Annotated in this window: 22 protein-coding genes; 13 read left to right on the top strand and 9 right to left on the bottom strand. The window is 72.2% G+C overall.

Annotated features, from left to right (window positions below; genetic code table 11):
• Positions 1-4: 4 nt before the first annotated feature.
• The 3 genes from purL to purS are packed head-to-tail and all read right to left on the bottom strand — an operon-like array spanning position 5 to position 3,655.
• A complete protein-coding gene (gene purL, locus O7634_RS10115; RefSeq protein ID WP_278149872.1) occupies positions 5-2,665 on the bottom strand; it encodes a phosphoribosylformylglycinamidine synthase subunit PurL in 2,661 nt (886 codons plus the stop codon).
• 46 nt (positions 2,666-2,711) lie between these two features.
• Positions 2,712-3,395, bottom strand: a complete 684-nt coding sequence (purQ, locus tag O7634_RS10110) for a phosphoribosylformylglycinamidine synthase subunit PurQ (RefSeq protein ID WP_278149871.1) — start codon at positions 3,393-3,395, stop codon at positions 2,712-2,714.
• Entirely contained in the window at positions 3,392-3,655 is a 264-nt protein-coding gene (gene purS, locus O7634_RS10105; RefSeq protein WP_120779088.1) for a phosphoribosylformylglycinamidine synthase subunit PurS, read from the bottom strand. Before purS ends, purQ begins: the two co-directional genes overlap by 4 nt.
• A gap of 355 nt (positions 3,656-4,010) precedes the next feature.
• On the opposite strand from purS, the gene O7634_RS10100 reads away from it, so the two are divergent.
• Both O7634_RS10100 and O7634_RS10095 read left to right on the top strand, forming a co-directional pair.
• Positions 4,011-4,694 (top strand): trypsin-like serine protease, encoded by a 684-nt coding sequence (locus O7634_RS10100; protein ID WP_278149870.1) that lies wholly within the window; start codon positions 4,011-4,013, stop codon positions 4,692-4,694.
• Between the two features lie 23 nt (positions 4,695-4,717).
• The gene (locus O7634_RS10095; protein ID WP_278149869.1) at positions 4,718-5,281 is read left to right on the top strand and encodes a YbjQ family protein; all 564 of its coding nucleotides are present in this window, start codon (positions 4,718-4,720) and stop codon (positions 5,279-5,281) included.
• Positions 5,282-5,448: 167 nt separating this feature from the next.
• Here the strand turns inward: O7634_RS10095 and purB are convergent, their stop codons facing one another.
• Positions 5,449-6,873, bottom strand: a complete 1,425-nt coding sequence (gene purB / locus O7634_RS10090; protein ID WP_278153928.1) for an adenylosuccinate lyase — start codon at positions 6,871-6,873, stop codon at positions 5,449-5,451.
• Positions 6,874-6,927: 54 nt separating this feature from the next.
• On the bottom strand, positions 6,928-8,220 hold the full coding sequence (locus tag O7634_RS10085; protein ID WP_278149868.1) for an acetyl-CoA C-acetyltransferase: 1,293 nt from the start codon (positions 8,218-8,220) through the stop codon (positions 6,928-6,930).
• Positions 8,221-8,276: 56 nt separating this feature from the next.
• On the opposite strand from O7634_RS10085, the gene O7634_RS10080 reads away from it, so the two are divergent.
• The 6 genes from O7634_RS10080 (at position 8,277) to O7634_RS10055 (ending at position 14,630) form a co-directional block, all read left to right on the top strand.
• Entirely contained in the window at positions 8,277-9,623 is a 1,347-nt protein-coding gene (locus O7634_RS10080) for a 3-oxoacyl-ACP reductase (RefSeq protein WP_278149867.1), read from the top strand.
• A gap of 140 nt (positions 9,624-9,763) precedes the next feature.
• The gene (locus O7634_RS10075) at positions 9,764-10,579 is read left to right on the top strand and encodes a MaoC/PaaZ C-terminal domain-containing protein (RefSeq protein WP_278153927.1); all 816 of its coding nucleotides are present in this window, start codon (positions 9,764-9,766) and stop codon (positions 10,577-10,579) included.
• A gap of 78 nt (positions 10,580-10,657) precedes the next feature.
• A complete protein-coding gene (locus tag O7634_RS10070; RefSeq protein ID WP_278149866.1) occupies positions 10,658-11,413 on the top strand; it encodes an NUDIX domain-containing protein in 756 nt (251 codons plus the stop codon).
• Positions 11,410-12,381 carry a serine/threonine protein kinase gene (locus tag O7634_RS10065; RefSeq protein WP_278149865.1) on the top strand — a complete coding sequence of 324 codons (972 nt, stop codon included), beginning with the start codon at positions 11,410-11,412 and terminating at the stop codon, positions 12,379-12,381. Before O7634_RS10070 ends, O7634_RS10065 begins: the two co-directional genes overlap by 4 nt.
• A 9-nt stretch (positions 12,382-12,390) precedes the next feature.
• Positions 12,391-13,350: a hypothetical protein gene (locus tag O7634_RS10060; RefSeq protein ID WP_278149864.1), complete on the top strand. Its 960-nt coding sequence runs from the start codon at positions 12,391-12,393 to the stop codon at positions 13,348-13,350.
• Entirely contained in the window at positions 13,347-14,630 is a 1,284-nt protein-coding gene (locus O7634_RS10055) for an adenylosuccinate synthetase (RefSeq protein ID WP_278149863.1), read from the top strand. Before O7634_RS10060 ends, O7634_RS10055 begins: the two co-directional genes overlap by 4 nt.
• On the opposite strand, the gene O7634_RS10050 is transcribed toward O7634_RS10055, so the two are convergent.
• Positions 14,600-15,094 carry an Lrp/AsnC family transcriptional regulator gene (locus O7634_RS10050; RefSeq protein WP_278149862.1) on the bottom strand — a complete coding sequence of 165 codons (495 nt, stop codon included), beginning with the start codon at positions 15,092-15,094 and terminating at the stop codon, positions 14,600-14,602. The genes O7634_RS10055 and O7634_RS10050 overlap by 31 nt on opposite strands.
• 101 nt (positions 15,095-15,195) lie before the next feature.
• On the opposite strand from O7634_RS10050, the gene O7634_RS10045 reads away from it, so the two are divergent.
• Both O7634_RS10045 and O7634_RS10040 read left to right on the top strand, forming a co-directional pair.
• A complete protein-coding gene (locus O7634_RS10045; RefSeq protein WP_278149861.1) occupies positions 15,196-16,125 on the top strand; it encodes an SMP-30/gluconolactonase/LRE family protein in 930 nt (309 codons plus the stop codon).
• Positions 16,126-16,277: 152 nt separating this feature from the next.
• Complete coding sequence (locus O7634_RS10040) at positions 16,278-16,898, top strand: DedA family protein (RefSeq protein ID WP_278149860.1); 621 nt, start codon at positions 16,278-16,280, stop codon at positions 16,896-16,898.
• A gap of 24 nt (positions 16,899-16,922) precedes the next feature.
• On the opposite strand, the gene O7634_RS10035 is transcribed toward O7634_RS10040, so the two are convergent.
• The gene (locus tag O7634_RS10035; protein ID WP_278149859.1) at positions 16,923-17,564 is read right to left on the bottom strand and encodes a response regulator transcription factor; all 642 of its coding nucleotides are present in this window, start codon (positions 17,562-17,564) and stop codon (positions 16,923-16,925) included.
• A complete protein-coding gene (locus tag O7634_RS10030; protein ID WP_278149858.1) occupies positions 17,561-18,730 on the bottom strand; it encodes a histidine kinase in 1,170 nt (389 codons plus the stop codon). The genes O7634_RS10035 and O7634_RS10030 overlap by 4 nt, the downstream gene beginning before the upstream one ends.
• Before the next feature lie 167 nt (positions 18,731-18,897).
• On the opposite strand from O7634_RS10030, the gene O7634_RS10025 reads away from it, so the two are divergent.
• Positions 18,898-19,545, top strand: a complete 648-nt coding sequence (locus O7634_RS10025; RefSeq protein ID WP_278153926.1) for a DedA family protein — start codon at positions 18,898-18,900, stop codon at positions 19,543-19,545.
• Positions 19,546-19,555: 10 nt separating this feature from the next.
• On the opposite strand, the gene O7634_RS10020 is transcribed toward O7634_RS10025, so the two are convergent.
• On the bottom strand, positions 19,556-20,194 hold the full coding sequence (locus O7634_RS10020; protein ID WP_278149857.1) for a TetR/AcrR family transcriptional regulator: 639 nt from the start codon (positions 20,192-20,194) through the stop codon (positions 19,556-19,558).
• 68 nt (positions 20,195-20,262) lie between these two features.
• On the opposite strand from O7634_RS10020, the gene O7634_RS10015 reads away from it, so the two are divergent.
• Positions 20,263-20,715, top strand: coding sequence for an SCP2 sterol-binding domain-containing protein (locus O7634_RS10015; RefSeq protein ID WP_278149856.1), 453 nt, complete (start codon positions 20,263-20,265; stop codon positions 20,713-20,715).
• Position 20,716: 1 nt separating this feature from the next.
• Positions 20,717-21,931 carry an acyl-CoA dehydrogenase family protein gene (locus O7634_RS10010; RefSeq protein ID WP_278149855.1) on the top strand — a complete coding sequence of 405 codons (1,215 nt, stop codon included), beginning with the start codon at positions 20,717-20,719 and terminating at the stop codon, positions 21,929-21,931.
• Positions 21,932-22,146: the final 215 nt, after the last annotated feature.

The raw sequence follows: 22,146 nt of genomic DNA, 5'->3' as shown, positions 1-22,146 counted from the left end.
CGCCTCAGCGCTGGTCAGGCGCCGGTTCGTCGGCACCGGAGTCAGACTCGGACGCCCCGTCGGAGCGCTCGGCAGCGATCGGCTCGACCGCGCCGGTCTCCGGGGAGGGCCCCGACGAGGCGATCGGCTCCGAGACCACCTCGGCCGGGTCGACCGGCGTGGCCGGCTCGCCCGGCAGCGGAACGGCCTCGACCGCACCCGCCACGCCGGCAGCCGGCGCGGGCACCTCGACGGCCGCCGAGCCACCGAACAGGCGCGGCAGCGTCTCGCTGTGGGCGGCGCGCAGCTCGTCCAGCTCGATCCGGAACTGACCGTGCACCTCCAGCGCACCGCCGGACGGGTCGGTGACGCCGATCAGCTCGAACGGCACGCCCCGCTCGGCGCAGAGCGCCGCGAACGCCTTGTCGTGACCGCGCGGCACCGACACCAGCGCCCGGGTGGCGGACTCGCTGAAGAGGTAGACGAACGGCATCGAACCCTCGGCGAACTGCTCCGGCACCGCGATCCGGGCGCCGACGCCACGACGCAGGCAGGACTCGACAAGGCTCTGCGCGAGCCCGCCGTCGGAGAGGTCGTGCGCCGAGCTGAGGTGGCCCACCCGGGCAGCCTCGGCCAGCAGGTCGGCGAGCGCCTTCTCCCGGCCGAGGTCGACCTGCGGCGGGATGCCGCCGAGGTGCTCGTGCGCCACCCAGGCCCACTCCGAGCCGGACAGCTCCACGTTGGTCTCACCGAGCAGGTAGAGCTGGTCGTGGTCACCACCGGGACGCGGCACGAAGCCCATCGGCACCCGGTCGGCGACGTTGTCCAGCACACCCAGCACGCCGACCACCGGGGTCGGGTGGATGGCCGCCGCGCCGGTCTGGTTGTAGAAGCTGACGTTGCCGCCGGTCACCGGGATGCCCAGCTCGAGGCAGCCGTCCGCCAGGCCGCGCACGGCCTCGGCGAACTGCCACATCACGCCCGGGTCCTCCGGCGAGCCGAAGTTGAGGCAGTTGGTCACGGCGATCGGCTTCGCGCCGGTCACCGCCACGTTCCGGTACGCCTCGGCGAGGGCGAGCTTGGTGCCGTTGTACGGGTCCAGTCGGGCGTACCGGCCGTTGCCGTCCACCGACAGCGCCACACCGAGGCCGGTGCGCTCGTCGATCCGGATCACGCCGCCGTCCTCCGGCTGGGCGAGCACCGTGTTGCCCAGCACGTAGCGGTCGTACTGCTCGGTGACCCAGGTCTTGTCGGCCAGGTTGGGCGACGCGATCATGCGCAGCACGGTGTCCCGCAGAGCCTGCGGGTCGGCCGGGCGGGGCAGCGTCTCGGCCCGGTCCGCCTGGAGCAGGATCAGGTCGGCCGGCTCCCGCATCGGCCGGGCGTAGACCGGGCCGTCGTCGACGAGCGAACCCGGCGGCACGTCCACGACCAGGTGGTCCTGCCAGGTGATCAGCAGTCGACCCGGGCGGCCGTCCGGCTCCGGTGCGGTGACCTCACCGATCGCGGTGCCGAGGACGCCCCACTTCTCGCAGGTCTTGAGCACCGCTTCGAGCTTCTCCGGCTCGACGACCAGCAGCATCCGCTCCTGCGACTCGCTGGCCAGGATCTCGTGCGGCTCCATCGAGGGCTCCCGCAGCGGCACCCGCTCCAGCCAGACCCGCATGCCGGTGCCGGCGGCGGCGGCCGTCTCGGTGAGCGCGCAGGTCAGACCGGCGCCGCCGAGATCCTGGATGCCGACGACCAGTTGCCCGTCGTACAGCTCCAGGCACGCCTCGATGAGCAGCTTCTCGGTGAACGGGTCGCCGACCTGCACGGCGGGACGCCGCTGCTCGCTGGCCTCGTCGAAGGTGGCGCTCGCCAGCACCGAGACGCCGCCGATGCCGTCGCGGCCGGTCTTGGCGCCCATCAGGACGACAACGTTGCCCGGCCCGGCGGCCGCCTTGTTCTGCAACCGGTCGACCGGGAGCACGCCCACGCAGAGCGCGTTGAGCAGCGGGTTGCCCTGGTAGGAGGGGTCGAAGACCAACTCGCCACCGATGTTGGGCAGGCCGAGGCAGTTGCCGTAGCCGCCGACACCGGCCACCACGCCGGTGAGGACCCGGGCGGTGTCCGGGTGGTCCGCGGCGCCGAACCGCAGCGGGTCCATCACCGCGACCGGGCGCGCGCCCATGGCGAGGATGTCCCGGACGATGCCGCCGACGCCGGTGGCCGCACCCTGGTACGGCTCGACGAAGCTCGGGTGGTTGTGCGACTCGACCTTGAAGGTCACCGCCAGGTCCTCGGAGACCCGCACGACACCGGCGTTCTCGCCGATGCCGGCGAGCAGGCGGTCGCTGTGCGGCGCCTTCTCACCGAACTGGCGCAGGTGCACCTTGCTCGACTTGTAGGAGCAGTGCTCGCTCCACATGATCGAATACATCGCCAGCTCGGACTGCGTGGGACGACGGCCGAGGATCTGTCGGATCCGGTCGTACTCGTCGTCACGCAGACCCAGCTCGGTGTACGGCTGGAGCTCACCGGGGGTGCCGCCGGCGCGCGGGACGGTGTCCACGCCCTCCGCCCAGACGGCGGCAGCCGGCGGGTTCGCCGGTGCGACCGGCTGCGCCGGGTTGGGCTCGGCCGGCCGCGTCGGGCCGGAGTATGCCTCCGGGGCGTCCCGCACCGGATCCGGATGGGTGGTCATGACCTCTCCTCGCTGCGCTGGTGCCCGCCGGAGCCGCTGCTCGCGCTCATGCCGGCGCCCCAACCAGGTGCTTGAGGGCCGACGTGAAGAAGCCGAGACCGTCGAGCGAGGGGCCGGTGAGCGCCTCCACCGCGTGCTCGGGGTGCGGCATGATGCCGACCACGTTGCCGGCGGCGTTGGTGATCGCGGCGATGTCACGCTGCGAGCCGTTCGGGTTGCCGCCGACGTACCGGGCCACCACCCGACCCTCGGCTTCGAGCTGGTCCAGCGTCGTGGTGTCCGCGACGTAGCACCCCTCGCCGTTCTTGACCGGGATCAGCACCTCCTGGCCGGGCTGGAACGCGTTGGTCCACGCGGTCCCGGCCGACTCGATGCGCAGGACCTGGTCCCGGTTGCGGAAGTGCAGGTGCTGGTTGCGGGTGAGCGCGCCGGGCAGCAGGTGCGCCTCGCACAGGATCTGGAAGCCGTTGCAGATGCCGAGCACCGGCAGCCCGCCCTGGGCGGCGTCCACGATCGTCTCCATCACCGGGGCGAACCGGGCGATGGCACCACACCGCAGGTAGTCACCGTAGGAGAACCCGCCGGGCAGGACGACAGCGTCCACGCCGTGCAGGTCCGGGTCGCCGTGCCAGAGCCGGACCGGCTCGGCGCCGGCGATCCGCACGGCCCGGGCCGCGTCCCCGTCGTCGAGCGAGCCGGGGAAGGTGACCACTCCGACCCGGGCGGTCACGAGCGGGCGCCCGCGGTCTCGTCGGCCTCGACCAGGCGGACGGTGAAGTCCTCGATGACCGGGTTGGCGAGCAGCTTGTCGGCGATCTCCCGAGCGCGGTCCAGGTCCGGTTCACCGGTGAACTCGATCTCGATCCGCCTGCCGATCCGAACCGAGGCGACATCACTGACGCCGAGCCGGGGCAGCGCGTTTGCGACGGCCTGGCCCTGAGGATCGAGGATCTCGGGCTTGAGCATGACGTCGACGACGACGCGAGGCACTGGGCACTCCTGACTGTGTACGCAGTTGGGTGCCGACCCACAACGGGCGAGCGCAGCCAGCCTACCTGGCAGATACCGCCACGGACGCACCGGCCGGCCGCAGTTCAGACAGTGATCAACATTACCGACCCCGGGAAGGGTGTGCAAGCCGCGACAAGTGCCCCCAGCAGGGCATTCATGGCGCAGCGGGTGGCCGAATCGTTACATAGGCTGATCTCGATAGAGTCCTTGATATCGGCAGCGCCGGACCCTACTGTACATCGACGTAAGTCGATCCAGCGTCAGCGGGAACCCCGCTGCCGCTCCTTTCCGCACCCGGCGACCCCGGGCCCGCCCCGTCCAAGGAGCCCCCCCGATGCGCATCCGCCCCCTGCTCGCCCTGCTCGGCACCGCGATGATCGGCGTCCTCGGCGCCTCGTCCGGCGCTGTCGCCGCCCCCGCCGGCCCGCAACCCATCATCGGCGGCGAAACCGTCTCGTCAGCCCCCTGGGCCGCCGCGGTGTTCAGCAACGGCTCGTTCACCTGCTCGGGGAGCGTCATCGCCCCGCAGTGGGTGCTCACCGCCCGGCACTGCATCAGCGGCACCATGTCCGTCCGGATCGGCAGCGTGTACCGCACCTCCGGCGGGGTCACCCGTACGGTCAGCGCCACCTACACCCGCAGCGACCTCGCGCTCATGCGGCTCTCCAGCACGGTCAGCACCTCGACGGTGACCCTGGCCAACAGCAACCCGCCGATCAACTCCACGAACTCGATCTACGGGTGGGGCATGACCTGCTACAGCGGCTGCTCCGCGTCGACAGTGCTGAAGACCGCCACCGTCCGGGTGACCAGCAACAGCGTGACCGACGCGTACGGGGGGCAGGCGATCCGCAGCACCCGGATCAACGGCAACGCCTGGCGGGGCGACTCCGGTGGCCCCCAGTTCTACAACGGCCAGCAGGTCGGCGTCGCCTCCACCGCCGACGGGTCGAGCATCCAGAACTACGGCAGTGTCGCGTACAACCGGGCCTGGATCACCTCGACGGCCGGTGTCTGACGGTTAGCGCCACACTGGCGCGGATGGCCGGCCCCGCGCCGGCCGTCCGCGCCGCGCCGTTTTGCAGCATCCGATCAGGTGAACACGCCACCCGATCGGGTCACGCAACTCCTGACAGCATCGGAAACGTGCTGGTCGTGACGACGGAGCAACTACCCGGTTACGAGATCCGCCAGGTTCTCGGTGAGGTGGTGTCATCGATGGCCAGGACGCGCAACCCGTACCGCGAGGGCGTGAAGAACCTGCGCGGTGGCGCGTACGACCCGATGGCGCCGGACAACCTCACCCGGTGGCGCACCGACTCGGTGGCCCGCCTCGGCGAGGAGGCCCTCCGACTCGGCGCGAACGCGGTGATCGGCATGCGCTTCGACAGCCGGGACTGCGGCGAGATGTGGATGGAGATCTGCGCGTACGGGACAGCGGTGGTCGCCGTACCCAAGATGCCCGAAGTCATGCCGCCCGACCAGCCCGCGGTCGCCGCGGACAGCACGCACGAGGCGGGCTTCACCGGATCGCCCGGCGCCATCGCCGAACCGGCCAGCGCCCCCACCCTGAGAACCGCAGCCGAAACCCCCACCGGCGACTAACCCCACCCAGGCCCGGCACCTCCCAGCCCGGTCTCGTCCGGTTGATCATGAAGTTATGACCAAGACACGCCGGGCGGAGTGGTCATAACTTCATGATCAACCCGGCCGGAGCTGGGGGGTGGGGCGGGGGTGGGGGTGGGGTGGGCCGGGGGTGGGGTGGGGTGGGGTTAGAGGATGGGGGGTGGGGTGTAGGTTGCGGCGTTGGGGTGGGTTTCTACTACCTTGGTGATGCGGCTGGTGATCGCGGCCACCTGGGCCTGGGCGGCGCCCACGAAGGCGCTGCGGTCGGCGACCAGGGTGTCGATGTCGGCCCGGGACAGGCCGAGCCGGCCGTCCGCCGCCAGCCGGTCGAAGAGGTCGTTCTCCGGGTTGCCCTTCTCCCGCATCGCCAGGGCCACCGCGACGGCGTGCTCCTTGATCACCTCGTGGGCCACCTCCCGGCCGACACCCCGCCGGACCGCCGCCACCAGGATCTTCGTGGTGGCGAGGAACGGCAGGAACCGCTCCAGCTCCCGGTTGATCACCGCCGGGTACGCGCCGAACTCGTCCAGCACGGTGAGGAAGGTCTGGAAGAGGCCGTCGGCGGCGAAGAAGGCGTCCGGCAGGGCCACCCGACGGACCACCGAGCAGGACACGTCCCCCTCGTTCCACTGGTCGCCGGCCAGCTCGCCGACCATCGACAGGTAGCCCCGGATGATCACCGCGAAGCCGTTCACCCGCTCCGACGAGCGGGTGTTCATCTTGTGCGGCATCGCGCTGGAGCCGACCTGGCCCGGCTTGAAGCCCTCGGTCGCCAACTCCTGGCCGACCATCAGCCGGATCGTGGTGGCCAGCGACGACGGCGCGGCGGCGGTCTGGGCCAGCGCGGCCAGCACGTCGAAGTCCAGTGAGCGCGGGTAGACCTGCCCGACGCTGTCCAGCACCCGGGAGAAGCCGAGGTGCTCGGCGACCCGACGCTCCAGCTCGGCCACCTTGTCGGCGTCGCCGTCGAAGAGGTCGAGCTGGTCGGCGGCGGTGCCGACCGGTCCCTTGATGCCGCGCAGCGGGTAGCGGGCGATCAACTCCTCCAGCCGCTGGTACGCGATCAGCAGCTCCTCCGCCGCCGACGCGAAGCGCTTGCCCAGCGTGGTGGCCTGCGCCGCCACGTTGTGCGAGCGACCGGTCATGACCAGCTCGGAGTGCTCGTACGCCAGCCAGGCCAACCGGGCGAGGGTGGCCACCACGCGGTCCCGGATCAGCTCCAGCGAGGCGCGCACCTGGAGCTGCTCGACGTTCTCGGTGAGGTCCCGCGAGGTCATCCCCTTGTGCACGTGCTCGTGCCCGGCGAGCGCGCTGAACTCCTCGATCCGGGCCTTCACGTCGTGCCGGGTGACCCGCTCGCGCTCCGCGATCGAGGCCAGGTCGACCTGGTCGAGCACCCGCTCGTACGCCTCGACCACCCCGTCCGGGACCGGCACGCCCAGGTCGCGCTGCGCGCGCAGCACGGCGAGCCAGAGCCGCCGCTCCATCCGCACCTTCTCCTCCGGAGACCAGAGGGCGACCAATTCGGGCGAGGCGTACCGGCTGGCCAGCACGTTGGGGATCGTCGTCACGTACCTCATTGTCCCGCACCCCGCGAACGGCCCGGTCAGGAGGGCCGGCGCGGTTCAGCGCTCCAGGATCGCCGTCACGCCCTGGCCACCCGCCGCGCAGATCGAGATCAGCCCGCGCCCGCTGCCCTTCTCCGAGAGCAGCTTGGCCAGCGTCGCCACGATCCGCCCGCCGGTGGCGGCGAACGGGTGCCCGGCGGCCAGCGACGACCCGTTGACGTTGAGCCGGTCGGTGTCGATCGCGCCGAGCGGGGCGTCCAGGCCGAGTCGGTCCTCGCAGAACTCCGGTGACTCCCAGGCGGCGAGGGTGGCCAGCACCTGTGAGGCGAACGCCTCGTGAATCTCGTAGTAGTCGAAGTCCTGCAACGTCAGCCCGGCCCGGGCCAGCATCCGGGGCACCGCGTACGCGGGTGCCATCAGCAGCCCTTCGTCGCCGTGCACGAAGTCCACCGCCGCCGTCTCCGACCAGGTGAACCAGGCCAGCACCGGGAGCTGGTGCGCGGCGGCCCACTCCTCGCTGGCCAGCAGCACGGTGGACGCGCCGTCGGTGAGCGGTGACGAGTTGCCGGCGGTCATGGTGGCCTGCTCGGCGTCCGGGCCGCGGGTGCCGAAGACCGGCTTCAGCGCGCCGAGCTTCTCCACGCTGGTGTCCGGGCGCAGGTTCTGGTCGCGGGTCAGCCCGAGGTACGGGGTCATCAGGTCGTCGAAGAAACCCCTGTCGTAGGCGGCGGCGAGCCGCTGGTGTGAGCGTAGGGCCAGCTCGTCCTGGGCGCGGCGGCCGATCTGCCAGCGCAGAGCGGTGCGGGCGGCGTGGTCGCCCATGGAGAGGCCGGTCCGTGGCTCGGCGTTGCGGGGGATCTCCGGCTGGAACGGCTGGAGCGGGCGCAGCTTCGCCGCGATCCTGAGTCGTTCGCCGAGCGTCCGGGCCGAGTTGAGCTTGAGCAGCGTGCGTCGCATCTCCTCGTTGACCGCGAGCGGGGCGTCCGAGGTGGTGTCGACGCCACCGGCGATGCCGACGTCGAGCTGACCGAGCGCGATCTTGTTGGCGACCAGGATGGTCGCCTCCAGTCCGGTGCCGCAGGCCTGCTGGATGTCGTACGCCGGGGTGTGCGGGTCGAGCCGGGAGCCGAGGACCACCTCGCGGGTGAGGTTGAAGTCCCGGGAGTGCTTGAGCACCGCGCCGGTGACCACCTCACCCATCCGCTGCCCGGCCAGCCCGTACCGGGCGATCAGGCCGTCCAGGGCGGCGCCGAGCAGGTCGGCGTTCGACGCGTCGGCGTAGCGGGAGTTCGACCGGGCGAAGGGGATGCGGTTGCCCCCGATGACCGCGACGCGCCGGATGCTCTGCACGATCCGCCTCCTGGAGATGTGTTTGCTCAGACCCTACTCGCCAGTAGGCTACGCCCATGACCGACAGGTACGCGAGCTTCGTCCAATCGGCCGCCGGCCGCGCGCTGGTCAAGCGCCTCGGGCTGCCCGATCCGCCCAGGCTGCGTCGGCACCACCCCGGCGACCCGTTGCTGCCGGGGCCCGCCCTGCTCGGCGCGGCAACCGGCGGCCGGCTCGCCGAACCGGCCGCCGCGATCCTGACCTCCGCCGGTGTCGAGCTGCGCGACGACGCCCGCGCGGAGGACCGCTTCGGAGCCCTGGTGTACGACGCCAGCGGCATCACCGAATCCAGCCAGCTCCGCCAGCTCTACGACTTCTTCCACCCGCACGCCCGCTCGGTGCTGCCCAGCGGTCGGGTGATCGTGCTGGGCACTCCGCCCGAGGAGTGCCCCACCCCGCGTGAGGCGACCGCCCAGCGTGCCCTCGAAGGGTTGGTCCGCAGCATCGGCAAGGAGTTCGGTCGGGGCGTCACCGCGCAGCTCGTCCACGTCAGTCGCGCCGGGGACGGCAGCCACACGAGCCTGGAGTCGACGCTACGGTTCCTGCTCTCCGGCCGGTCCGCGTACGTCTCGGGGCAGGTCGTCCGGGTCGGCGCGGGCGCGGCGACAGTTCCGGCGGACTGGGACCGCCCGCTGGACGGCCAGGTCGTGCTGGTCACCGGGGCGGCGCGGGGCATCGGCGCGGCGCTGGCGGCGGTGCTCGCCCGGGACGGCGCGCGGGTGGTGGCGCTGGACGTCCCGGCCGCCGGGGACGCCCTCGCGGCGGTGGCGAACGACATCGGCGGCACCGCCCTCCAGCTCGACCTGACCGCGCCGGACGCGCCGACCCGGCTCGCCGAGCACCTGGCGAGCCGGCACGGCCGGGTCGACGTGGTGGTGCACAACGCCGGCATCACCAGGGACAAGACGCTCGGCCGGATGGACGCCGACCGCTGGGACCAGGTGATCGACGTCAACCTCTCCAGTCAGGAGCGGATCAACGACGTCCTGCTGGAACGGGACCTGATCCCGGCCGGAGGGCGGATCGTGTCGGTCTCCTCGATCGCCGGGATCGCCGGGAACCGGGGGCAGACCAACTACGCCACCAGCAAGGCCGGCGTGATCGGGCTGGTCGACGCCCTCGCGCCGGCCCTGCGCGAGCGGAAGATCAGCGTCAACGCCGTCGCTCCCGGCTTCATCGAGACCCGGCTGACCGCGCGCATCCCGCTGGTGGTCCGCGAGGCGGGCCGGCGGATGAACAGCCTGGCCCAGGGCGGGTTGCCGGTGGACGTGGCCGAGACGATCAGCTGGCTGGCCTGGCCGGCGTCCGGCGCGGTCAGCGGCAACGTGATCCGGGTCTGCGGCCAGAGCCTGCTGGGGGCGTGATGCGGGAAGCGCGGGAGCCGGATGACGACCTTTCCCTGCACGAGCTGATCGACGGCCCGACCGAGACGCTGACGGCGGAGACCCTGGCCGCGGCTGTCGACCCGGCGGCGGACGGCCGGACCCGGATCGACGTGCCGCGAATGCCGGCGGTCGGGGCGCTCAACCGGCGGGCGTTGCTCGGCGCGCTACCGGGGCTCGGCGGTCGGCGGCGCGGTTCCGGCCTGCCGGCGGTCCGGCTGGCGGTCGGCGGGGTGACTGTCGACCGGGCACGCCTGGCGGACTACGACCGGGTGTGCGGGTTCCGGCTCACCGATCGACTGCCGGGGACCTTCCCGCACGTCCTGGGATTTCCGCTGGCCCTGCGGCTGATGACTCTTCCGGCGTTCCCGCTGCCCCTCACCGGCCTGGTGCACGTGGGCAACCGGATCACCGTGCACCGCCCGATCACCGCCGACGAGGTCCTCGACTTCGGCACGTACGCGGAGAACCTGCGCCCGCACGACCGGGGGCGGCAGGTGGACGTGGTGCTGACCGCCTCGGTCGACGGGGAGGAGGTCTGGCGCGGCGTCTCGACGTACCTGGGTCGGGACGGCACGTCCGGCGGCGGTGCGCGGGGGGATCGCCCCGAGGCGCCGGCCGGCACCGCCCGCTGGCGGGTGGAACCCAGCGTCGGCACGCGGTACGCGCGGGTCTCCGGTGACCACAACCCGATCCACACCTCTCGGCTCGGGGCGCGGCTGTTCGGGTTCCGCCGGCCGATCGCGCACGGCATGTGGAGCAAGGCGCGCTGCCTGGCCGCGCTGGAGAGTCGACTGCCGGACGCGTACACGGTCGAGGTGGCGTTCAAGCTGCCCGTGCCGCTGCCGAGCACGGTGAACTTCGCCCTGCTGCCGGAGGGCGGGTTCGCGCTGCACGACTCCCGCGGTCGACCGCATCTGGCGGGTCTGCTGCGCTGACGCGTTCCCGGGGTTGGCAGCGGCATCGTCGTACGCTAAGTTGTTCTCACCAAGAGATATTCTCAGAATGAGAGCGACATGCTGAACGAGCAGGAGTTCCTGGCCGCGTACGACCCGCGGGACTATCCGGCGGTCGCGGTGACCGTCGACGTTGTCGCGCTGACCATCCGCGAGGGCGCACTGCACCTGCTGCTGATCCGGCGTGGTCAGGCACCCTTCGTGGGGCACTGGGCTCTGCCCGGCGGCTTCGTCCGCCCCGACGAGGACCTGACCACCGGCGCGCGGCGGGAGCTGGCCGAGGAGACCGGGCTCGGCGGCGAGCAGCTGCGCCGCGTACACCTCGAGCAGTTGGGCAGTTACGGCGCTCCGGACCGCGACCCGCGGATGCGCGTCGTCTCGGTCGCCCACCTCGCGTTCGCCCCGGACCTGCCCGACACGGCCGCCGGCAGCGACGCCGACGAGGCGATGTGGCTGCCGGTCACCGCGTTGACCAGCCGGCAGCTCGCCTTCGACCACGGCCGGATCATCGACGACGCGCTGGAGCGGGCCCGGTCCAAGCTGGAGTACACGCCGCTCGCCACCCGCTTCCTGGCCGCCGAGTTCACCGTCAGCGAGCTGCGCGACGTCTACGAGACGGTGTGGGGTCACCCGCTGCACGCCGGCAACTTCCACCGCAAGGTGCTCTCGGTGCCGGGCTTCGTGGAGAGCACCGGCGCCCACACCGAGCGCGGTGGCAGCCGGGGCGGCCCGCGCGCCCGGCTCTACCGGGCCGGCGACGCCCGGCTGCTGCACCCGGCGCTGCTGCGCCCCGCCCGCGAGGAGACGGTGCGGTGAGGGCGGCGGAGGCCATCGGCGTGGTCGCCGCGGCCCGCACCGACGCCGACCTGTTCGGCACGGACCAGCCGGCCCACCGCTACCGCGAGCTGGTCGCGGCCCTGCACCCCGACCGCCTGCCGGCCGATGCAGGGGTACGCGCCGAAGCCCTCGACGCGTTCGTCCACGTCACCACCCGGTGGCGGGCCCGCCAGGTCACCGTCCTCGGCGACTACCGGATCGGCGCGCCCGCCCACTCGGGCGACCTGGCCGACCTCTACGACGTGGGCGACGACCGGCTGCTCAAGCTCCCCCGGCGACCCACCGACAACGACCTGATGGCCCGCGAGGCGCACGCCCTGCACACGATCGCCGAGCGCGGCGACCCGCGCTACCTGCCGTACGTGCCCCGGCTCGTCGACGAGTTCCCGCACCGTGACGCCGCGACCGGCGCGCAACGGCGGGTCACGGTGCTCGCCACCGCGCCGAACCTGCACGATCTCGACGAGGTGCGGCGGGCGTACCCCGACGGGTTGGACGCCCGGGACGTGGCCTGGATGTGGCGGCGGCTGCTGGTGGTGCTCGGCCTGGCCCACCGCGCGGGCATCGTGCACGGCGCGGTCCTGCCGCGACACGTGCTGATCGAGCCGGACGCCCACGGCGTGGTGCTTGTCGACTGGTGTTTCTCCACCCCGGTCGGCAGCACGGTCCCGGCGCTGGTGCCCGGCCACGAGGACTGGTACCCGCCGGAGGTCGTCCGGAAGCGGCAGTGCGGGCCGGGCACCGACATCGCGCTGGCCAGCCGCTGCATGAGTTGGCTGATGGGCTCGCGCGCACCCGGTGAGCTGCACGCCTTCGCGCAGGGCTGCCAGCAACGGGCCCTGGACGCCCGGCCCGACGACGCCTGGGCCCTGCTGCGCGACCTCGACCAGGTGCTGGACCGGCTCTACGGGCCACGCACCTTCCGACCCTTCACCCTCACCCCCTAAGGAGCTGTCATGGGCAGTGGAATCTGGTCCACCGACGTGTACGACGCCGCCGACCGCTACCGGCGCTCCACCGGTCGCAGCGCGTTCTCCTACAGCGACAGCGGGGCGCGCACCGTGCACCCCGCGCTCGACCCCCGGGGCGCGAGCCGGGAGAGCCGTGACTCCGCCGAGCACCCCCGGTCGACGCCGATCGCTGTGCTCTTCGACGTGACCGGCTCGATGCGCACTGTTCCCCGGGTCCTGCAGACCAAGCTGCCGCAACTGCTCGGGCTGCTGCAACGGCAGGGCTACGCCAGCGACCCGCAGATCATGTTCGGCGCGATCGGGGACGCCACCTGCGACCGGGTGCCGTTGCAGGTGGGCCAGTTCGAGTCGGACAACCGGATGGACGACGACCTCGGCCGGATCGTCCTGGAAGGCGGTGGTGGCGGACAGATGACCGAGTCGTACGAGTTGGCCATGTACTTCATGGCCCGGCACACCGTCACCGACAGCTGGGAGAAGCGCGGCCGGCGGGGCTACCTGTTCATCATCGGCGACGAGTTGGCGTACCAGCGGGTGAAGGCCCGGGAGGTGGCCCGGCTGATCGGCGACGAGCTGGCCGAGGACGTGTCGCTGCGGCAGGTCGTCGACGAGGTCACCCGTCGTTGGGACACCTACTACCTGCTACCCGCCGGCAGCAGCCACGCCGGCAACGCGACGGTGCTCGACTTCTGGCGGGACCTGCTCGGCCAGAACGCCGTCGTGCTCGACGACCTGGACGCGGTCTGCGAGACCATCGCGCTCACCATCGGCCTCGGCGAGCAGGCCATCGACCTGGACGAGGGCCTGCGTCAGCTGGACCGCGCCGGCTCCGGCGCCACCGGCACCGTGTCCAGGGCGCTGGCCCGGCTCGGCCGGGGGCGGCGGGCCGAGGTGTCCACGCTGCCGGCGTTCCGGGACACCACCGGCGGGGTGACCCGGCTGTGAACCACGTGGCGGTGGTCGACCTCGGGTACGGCGACGCGGGCAAGGGCACGGTCGTGGACTGGCTCTGCGCCACCCGCCCGGTGCACACGGTGGTCCGCTTCAACGGGGGCGCGCAGGCGGCACACAACGTCGTGCTGCGCGACGGGCGGCACCACACGTTCGCGCAGTTCGGCGCCGGCACGTTCCACCCTGGCGTCGGTACGCACCTGACGCGGCACGTGGTGGTGGACCCGCTGGCGTTGGCCGCCGAGGCCGACCATCTCGCCACGGTGGGGGTGACCGACGCGCTGGACCGGCTGACAGTCGACGGGCGGGCGCTGCTCGCCACCCCGTACCACCGGGCCGCCAACCGGGCCCGGGAGATCGGCCGGGGAGCCGACCGGCACGGCTCCTGCGGGCTGGGGGTGGGCGAGGCCGTCGCGTACGGCCTCGCCCACCCCGCCGACGCGCCCCGGGTCGCCGACTGCCACGACAGGGCCGCGCTGCGTCGCCGGTTGACGAATCTGCGCGACCGGCTGACCGCCGAGCTGGGCCCGCTGGACGCGCCGCCGGTCGAGGACTGCCTGCCCGCGTTCACCGGGTTCGCCGAACGGGTGGAGATCGTCGACGGCGGCTGGCTCGCCGGGGCGCTACGCGCCGGGACCTGCGTCTTCGAGGGCGCCCAGGGGGTGCTGCTCGACGAGTGGCACGGCTTCCACCCGTACACCACCTGGAGCACCACCACGTTCGCCAACGTCGACGCGCTGCTCGCCGAGGCGGGTCTGCCCGGGGAGGTGACCCGGATCGGGGTGCTGCGCGTGATCACCACCCGACACGGACCCGGTCCGCTGGTGACCGAGGACCCGGCCCTGCCGTTTCTGGACCGGCACAACCCGACGAACCAGTGGCAGGGCGCGTTCCGGTTCGGTCACTTCGACGCCGTCGCCCACCGGTACGCCCTCGACGTGGCCGGTGGCGTCGACGGCCTGGCCCTGACCCACCTCGATCTCGCCGGGCCCGACCTGCGGATCTGCCGGCACTACGACAGCACCGACCGGCTCGTCCCCGGCCCGCCCGGCGACCTGGACCGGCAGGCCGCGCTGACCGCCCGCCTGCTGCGCTCGCGTCCGGTCTACGACGACCCGCCCGCCGACTGGGTGACCACGGTCGGCGTGGAGCTGGGCACGCCCGTCGTGCTGACCTCGCACGGGCCCACCGCAGACGACAAGCGCCCGTACGGGCCGCTGCTCACCTCACCGGCCCTGGCGTCTCACCGCGGTGGCGTGTCGACGTCCGCCTGATCCGGTTCGGTGTCCTGGTCGAGCACGCTCACCGAACGTTCGAAGAACGTCTCCAACACCACGATGGCCTGGGTGCCGGTCACCCCGTCGATGCCGAAGATGCGGCGCAGCGCCGCTTGCAGGTCTTCGGTGGTCGCGGTACGGATCTTCAGCAGCAGCGATGCCGAACCGGCGATGACGTGTGCTTCCTGGATCTCCGGGATGGCAGCAAGCCCGTCGCGGGTGGGAGCGTCCCCCATCCACGAGTTCGCGCTGACCATCACGAAGGCCGAGACACCCCGGTTCACGGCCGCCGGATCGACGTCGACGGTGGTCCGCCGGATCACGCCACGTTCGCGCAGCTTGCGTACCCGGTCGTGGGCCGAGCCGGCGGACAGCCCGACCGCCTTGCCCAGCGCCGCGTAGGACTGGGTGGCGTCGTGCTGCAGGTGTGCCAGCAGCGCCCGGTCGACGTCGTCTACCACTCGCGCATCCTCGAATGTGGTTCAGCTATTGACGTGCTGACCATACTAGGTTCTGCATAAAGATGGTTCAACCGAACGTTGATCCGAGACTGGAGGCACGGATGGTCGACACTCTTCCCGCCGAGTTCCACCTTCTCGACGAGCGGTTCCGCACCTGCGACGGCGACTTCGTGGTCGAACGGCTGCACACCGGCGCGCGTAAGACCGAAGGGCCGGCGTACTTCCCGGCCGGCCGCTACCTGGTGTGGAGCGACATCCCCAATGACCGGCTGCTGCGCTGGGAGGAAACCACCGGCGCCGTCGGCGTCTACCGCCACGGCTCGGGCTACGCCAACGGCAACACGGTAGACCGTCAGGGCCGGCTCGTCACGTGCGAGCAGGGCAACCGGCGGGTCACCCGGACCGAGCACGACGGCACGATCACCGTGCTCGCCGACCGCTTCGACGGCAAACGGCTCAACAGTCCCAACGACGTTGTCGTCCGCGCCGACGGCACGATCTGGTTCACCGACCCGATCTACGGCATCCAGGGCGACTACGAGGGCAACAAGGGCGACAGCGAGTTCGGCGGGGCCTGCTACGTGTTCCGCCTGGACCCGGCCAGCGGCGACCTGCGCATCGTGGCGACCGACTTCTGCCGCCCCAACGGCCTGGCGTTCTCTGCGGACGAGCGGCAGCTCTACATCGTGGATACGCGGCAGAACCCCAGTCACATCCGCGTCTTCGACGTCCTGAGCGACGGCACCCTCGACCAGGGGAAAATTTTCGCCGAGTGTGACTTCGGCCGATTCGACGGCCTCCGTCTCGACGACGCCGGACGTGTGTGGGCCGCGGCCTGGGACGGTGTGCACTGCTTCGATCCGGACGGCACCCTCATCGGCAAGCTGTTGCTGCCCGAGCCGGTTGCCAACCTCACATTCGGTGGCCCGAAACGCAACCACCTGTTCATCACCGCCGGCACGTCGGTGTACGCGTTGCGGGTCACCTTCAACGGCGCCCGCTATCCGGAGGCTGGCGGCGAGAGGCGATGAGCAACACGACGGCCGCGATCGCGCAGGCGCCGAACACCAGCAGTCCCGGCAGTACCGGTTGACGAGGGCGATTGAGGCGGCGCAGGGCTGACCGGTCGACGCAATGTCCGTGAAGCGCCACCGACCGTCGTCGAGCCACCGAGCATGGGGGCATGGACGCCCTGCTCGACCTCCTGCGTGGGACGGTCACCTCGCCATGGGTGTACCTGGTGATCTTCGGCCTCACCGCTGTCGACGCGTTCTTTCCCGCGGTGCCGGGCGAGGCGGCCGTGATCACCGCCGGGGTGCTGTCGGCCAGCGCGGGACATCCCAGCCTGACCCTGGTGATCGTCAGCGCCGCACTCGGCGCGCTGGTGGGTGACCACATCTCGTACGCCATCGGGCGGGGTGGAGGGGCGCACCGGCTGGCGCGGTTGCCGGACGGCAGCCGCCGCCGGGCCAGCTCCGACTGGGCCCGCCGCGCTGTGGACCGGCGCGGCGGGATCATTTTGACGACCGCCCGCTACGTGCCCGGCGGCCGGACCGCCGTCACCCTCACCATGGGCGCGGTGGGCTATCCGCGCCGGGCGTTCCTGCTGTACGACAGCATCGCGACGGTCACCTGGGCGCTCTACTGCGGGCTGCTGGGCTACTTCGGCGGGCTGGCCTTCGAACAGGAGCCGGTCAAGGGGGTGCTGGTCGGCGTGGGGCTCTCGGTGGTGATCACTTTCGGCCTGGAGGGGATTCGGTGGCTGCGCCGCCGGGCACACCGTCGCGCCGCCTCCCGCCGCTGACCGGCGCGACCGGCCCGGGTCGCGTCACAGCAGGTCGGCGTCGTACACCAGGATCGCCAACTGCACCCGGTTGTCCGCGTGCAGTTTCGCCAGCGCCCTGCTGACATGTCCCTTCACGGTGGCCTCGCTCATCGTCAGCCGCCGGGCGATCTCCGCGTTGCCGTGCCCGTGCGCCACCTCCCGGACGATCTCCAGTTCCCGTTCGGTGAGCGTCCGCAGCCGTGCACGGGCCGCGTCCCGGCGGGCCGGACCCCGCTCGGCGAACGAGCTGATGAGTCGGCGGGTCACCGTCGGGGCCAGCATCGCGTGACCGGCGGCCACCGTCCTGACGGCAGCGGCCAACTCGCGGGGCGGGGTGTCCTTGAGCAGGAAGCCGACAGCGCCCGCCCGCAGCGCCCGGTGCACGTACTCGTCGAGGTCGAAGGTGGTCAGCATGATCACCTTCGGGCCGGCGGCGACCACCTCGGGCGCGACGGTCAGCCCGTCGACGCCCGGCATCCGCACGTCGAGCAGCACCACGTCGGGGCACAACCGGCGCACCTGTTCCAGCGCGGCGACGCCGTCCGCCGCCTCGCCGACGACGGCGATGTCCTCGGCCGCCTCGAGGATCAGCCGTAGGCCGGCGCGGACCAACTGCTCGTCGTCGACCACCACCACCCGGATCACGCCGCCCCCTTCAACGGAAGCAGGGCGCGGACCAGGAAGCCACCGTCCACGGCGGTCGACTCCAGCCGGCCGCCGAGCAACTCCACCCGCTCGCGCAGCCCGAGCAGTCCCTGCCCGGACCCGGGCAGCGTCGAGCCACCGTCGGACGGCCCGTTACGGACCACCACCTCCAACCCATCCGGGAGGTAGCGCAGACAGACGACCGTGTCGGCGTCGGCGGCGTGCTTACGGACGTTCGTCAACGCCTCCCGGACCACCCGGTACGCGGTGCGCCCCAGCGTCTCCGGTACCGCTGTCGGCGCCCCCTCGTCCTGCCGGCGGACCCGCAGGCCGGCGGTACGGGACTCCGCGATCAACTCGTCCACCGCTTCGATCCCCCGCTCCGGCGACCCGGCCGGACCCTCCTGTCGCAGGACGCCCAGCACCTCGCGCAGATCGGTGAGCGCCTGCCGGCCGGTCGCCCTGATCAGCGCAGCGGCCTCGACGGTCGCCGGATCGGCGGCGGTCACCTCCAGCGCCCCGGCGTGCACCACCATGAGCGAGACCCGGTGCGCCACCACGTCGTGCATCTCCCGGGCGATCCGCGTCCGCTCCTCGGCGCGGACCCGGTCGGCGTGCGCCTCCCGCTCGCGTTCCAGCCGCCGCGCCCGGTCCCGCAGCGCGGCGAGGGTGTCCCGGCGTGCCCGCACCCAGAGGCCGAGGACCAGGGGAAGCCCGACCAGGCAGGCGGCGAGCAGCAGGACATTGGCGGGAGTGGCGGTGGTGATCCGACGGGGGTCGCCCACGGCCAGCCCGACCAGCACCCCGCCGGCCAGCACCACTGCCACACCGGCGAGGTAGCCGGCGAGTCGCCGACCACGCATCCGCAGGCCCGCCTGGTACGAGGCGACCACCCCGGCCGCCGCGGCGGCGAGCACCAGCCAACCGACCGCCGCGACCAGGAACAACGGCCAGCGGCGGGTGCGGACGACGCCGGCGGCCCACCCGGAGGCGACAGCGAGGACCAGCGGGACGACGCCGGGCAACGGAGAGCGGACCCCGATGTCACCGGTCGCGCTGGCCCACACCGCCGCGGCGACCACTGTCGCGAGCAGCGGCGAGGCGTACCGCTGGACGGCGAGCCGCACCGAGGCGTACCGCTGGACGGCGACGGCGGTGGAGGCCACGCAGTGAGCGTAGGTCCTCGCGGACCGCCCGGCCCGCCGCGCGTCACCGGACCGGGGTGCTGTGGGGGAAGACCCTGAGCCATCCTCCGGGCGGGTCGCTACCTAAGTAGTGCCGCCCGCCTGACCACTGGCCGATGGCGGGAACCGCCCCGCACAGCAGCATCAGGATCATGGAAGTGCTCGACCTGCTGCACGAGACGATGTCCTCGCCCTGGGTGTACCTGGCGATCTTCGCGATCGCGGTGCTCGACGGCTTCTTCCCGGTGGTGCCGAGCGAGACGGCGGTGATCACCGCGGGGGTGTTCGCGGCCTCCGGCGCGCCGTACCTCCCGTTGGTGATCGTGGTGGCGGCCGCCGGCGCGCTGGTCGGTGACCACATCTCGTACGCCATCGGGCGCAGGGGTGGCACGCGACTGCTCGACCGGCTGCCGCCCGACGGGCGTCGCCGGGCCGCCGTCGACTGGGCCCGCAGGGGGATCGCGACCCGGGGCGGCCTGATCCTCACGGTGGCCCGCTACGTGCCGGGCGGCCGGACCGCCGTCACCCTGACCATGGGGGCGGTGCGGTATCCCCGGCGACGTTTCCTGGCCTTCGACGCGCTCGCCGCCGGCTCGTGGGGGCTCTACTCGGCGCTGGTCGGCTACCTCGGCGGGCTGGCCTTCGAGCAGAACCCGCTGCGCGGTCTCCTGCTCGGCCTGGGCCTCGCCCTGACCGTGACGCTCGTCGTCGAGGTGGTCCGCTGGCTGCGCAACCGTCGGCGCTCCGCCCGGCCGGCTCCGGTGGTCGAGCCGGCGGTTCGAGGCGTGGCGCGGTGACGGCGGGCGGTCAGTGCGCCGGTGGACGCCAGGTCGCGCCGTGCAGGAGCTGGGCCGCGCCGAGCCACGCCACGTTCATCATCCGGGTGGCGGTCTTCTCCGGGTCGGCCTCCGGGTGGTCCGCGAGCCAGTCGGCGAGCGACTCACTCGCGCCGACCAGGGCGTACGCGACGACCTCCAGGTCGACCGCGCTGATCTCGCGACCCTCGGCGCGCAGCGCGTCATCGAGCATCCCGGCGACCACCTCGACCAGCCGGGCGCGCATGGCGGCCAGCTCACCGGCGAACGGCTGCTCGCCCCGGGCCTGCCGGTAGAGCACCGCCCAACCGTCCCGGTACGCGCCGACGAAGCCGAAGAACGCCCGCAGCCCGCGCCACAACCGCTCGTCGGCCGGTAGCTCGGGGGCCGCCGCGCCGGCGATGGCCTGCATCATCCGGGTGGCCTCGCGGTGCAGGCAGGCGACGAACAGCTCCTCCTTGGTGCCCAGGTACGCGTAGACCATGGGTTTGGAGATGCCGGCGTCCTCCGCGATCTCGTCCATGCTGGCGGCGTGGTAGCCGCGCCGGGAGAAGACCCGCACCGCCGCGTCGAGCATCTGCTGCTCGCGGACGGCCCGGGGCAGGCGTTTGAAGGCGGGGGCGGTGGACACCTTGCGAGCATACCTACTCGTGCGTAGGGTTACGCGCGAGTAGCCAAAACTTCCGGAAGGCGCACCTGATGACTGACTTCGACCCGGCCACCTTCGCCAGCGTCGGCCCCAAGGAGTTCGCCCAGTTGGTCAAGTCCACCCCGGACGACAAGATCGCCAAGGTGATGTCCGGTGACCTGCGCGGCAAGATCCTCGGTGAGGTGTTCGGCCGGATGCCGTCGCTGTTCCGCGCGGACCGGGCCGGTTCCACAAACGCGGTCATCCACTGGATCATCACCGGTCGCCCCGACGGCGGCAACGACACCTACGAGGTGGTCATCGCCGACGGCACCTGCGTGGTCAACGAGACCCCGCAGCACGACCCGAAGCTCAGCCTCACCATGGGCCCGGTCGAGTTCCTGAAGATCGTCTCCGGTGGCGCGAACCCGGTGATGATGTTCATGACGGGCAAGCTGAAGGCGAAGGGCGACCTGGGCCTCGCTGCCAACATCGCCAACCTGTTCGACATCCCCAAGGCCTGACATGGCCGAGTTCTCGCTCGACCTGAACGAGGAACAGCGGGATCTCCGCGACTGGGTGCACGGCTTCGCCGCCGAGGTCGTGCGCCCGGCCGCGGCCGAGTGGGACGAGCGCGAGGACACCCCGTGGCCGGTCATCCAGGAGGCCGCCAAGGTCGGCCTCTACGGCTTCGAGTTCCTCGCCACCTGCTGGGCCGACCCGACCGGGCTCTCCCTGCCGATCGCCAGCGAGGAACTGTTCTGGGGTGACGCCGGCATCGGCCTCAGCATCTTCGGCACCTCGCTCGCCGTCGCCGCCATCTACGGCGCCGGCACGCCCGACCAGATGGTCGAGTGGGTGCCGCAGTGCTTCGGCGACGTCGACTCGCCAGCGGTCGCCGCGTTCTGCACCAGCGAGCCCGAGGCCGGCTCCGACGTCGGCGCCATGCGCACCCGGGCCGTCTACGACGAGGCCACCGACGAGTGGGTGCTGACCGGGCAGAAGGCGTACGCCACCAACGGCGGCATCGCCGGCGTGCACGTGGTCACCGCCTCCGTCGATCCCGCGCTCGGCTCGCGCGGCCAGGCCGCGTTCGTCGTACCGCCCGGCACCCCCGGCCTGGCCGCCACCCGCAAGCTGCGCAAACTCGGCCTGCGCGCGTCGCACACCGCCGACGTCTTCCTCGACGGGGTACGCGTACCCGGCCGTTGCCTGCTCGGCGGCAAGGACGCGCTGGACGAGCGGTTGTCCCGGGCCCGCTCCGGTCAACGGGCCAGCGGGCAGGCCGCGATGCGCACCTTCGAGCTGTCCCGACCCACGGTCGGCGCGCAGGCGCTCGGCGTGGCCCGGGCCGCCTACGAGTACGCCCTGGACTACGCGAAGGAACGCGTCCAGTTCGGACGCCCGATCATCGAGAACCAGGCTGTCGCGTTCGCGCTGGCCGACATGCGGATGGAGATCGACGCGGCGCGGCTGCTGGTGTGGCGCGCCTCGTGGATGGGCCGCAACAACCGCCCGTTCACCGCCGGCGAGGGATCGATGTCGAAGCTCAAGGCCGGCGAGGTGGCGGTGTCGGTCACCGAGAAGGCGGTGCAACTGCTCGGCGGGGCCGGCTTCCTGCGCGACCACCCGGTCGAGCGCTGGTACCGGGACGCCAAGATCTACACCATCTTCGAGGGCACCTCCGAGATCCAGCGACTGGTCATCTCCCGGGCGGTCTCCGGAATGCAGATCCGCTGAGTTCGCGGGCCCGGCCCGCCCGGTCGTCCGTCGTCGGGCTCCCGCCCGTCGGTCGGCGGCCGGGCGTGGCACACCCGCGCCCGGTCGGACCCGGCCGGCGGCAATCCACGACCTGTGCTGTCTTCGTCACCCCGTGCCGACGCCGACTGGGCCCCTGACCACGCCCGGTGCATGATCAAGGGAAGAAGCCCTGCTGGGTGGGGAGCCGCGTCGCC

The organism is Micromonospora sp. WMMD1120, assembly GCF_029626235.1.
Lineage (GTDB): Bacteria > Actinomycetota > Actinomycetes > Mycobacteriales > Micromonosporaceae > Micromonospora.
The sequence above is the reverse complement of the archived record's forward strand: the minus strand, read 5'-3'. Positions and strand labels throughout refer to the sequence as shown.

Excerpts from the sequence above, each read along its gene's own strand:
- purL (WP_278149872.1), bottom strand. The coding sequence starts at position 2,665 with ATGACCACCCATCCGGATCCGGTGCGGGACGCCCCGGAGGCATACTCC.
- O7634_RS10100 (WP_278149870.1), top strand. The coding sequence starts at position 4,011 with ATGCGCATCCGCCCCCTGCTCGCCCTGCTCGGCACCGCGATGATCGGC.
- O7634_RS10095 (WP_278149869.1), top strand. The coding sequence starts at position 4,718 with ATGGCCGGCCCCGCGCCGGCCGTCCGCGCCGCGCCGTTTTGCAGCATC.
- O7634_RS10080 (WP_278149867.1), top strand. The coding sequence starts at position 8,277 with ATGACCGACAGGTACGCGAGCTTCGTCCAATCGGCCGCCGGCCGCGCG.
- O7634_RS10075 (WP_278153927.1), top strand. The coding sequence starts at position 9,764 with ATGCCGGCGGTCGGGGCGCTCAACCGGCGGGCGTTGCTCGGCGCGCTA.
- O7634_RS10070 (WP_278149866.1), top strand. The coding sequence starts at position 10,658 with ATGCTGAACGAGCAGGAGTTCCTGGCCGCGTACGACCCGCGGGACTAT.
- O7634_RS10060 (WP_278149864.1), top strand. The coding sequence starts at position 12,391 with ATGGGCAGTGGAATCTGGTCCACCGACGTGTACGACGCCGCCGACCGC.
- O7634_RS10045 (WP_278149861.1), top strand. The coding sequence starts at position 15,196 with ATGGTCGACACTCTTCCCGCCGAGTTCCACCTTCTCGACGAGCGGTTC.
- O7634_RS10040 (WP_278149860.1), top strand. The coding sequence starts at position 16,278 with ATGGACGCCCTGCTCGACCTCCTGCGTGGGACGGTCACCTCGCCATGG.
- O7634_RS10015 (WP_278149856.1), top strand. The coding sequence starts at position 20,263 with ATGACTGACTTCGACCCGGCCACCTTCGCCAGCGTCGGCCCCAAGGAG.
- O7634_RS10010 (WP_278149855.1), top strand. The coding sequence starts at position 20,717 with ATGGCCGAGTTCTCGCTCGACCTGAACGAGGAACAGCGGGATCTCCGC.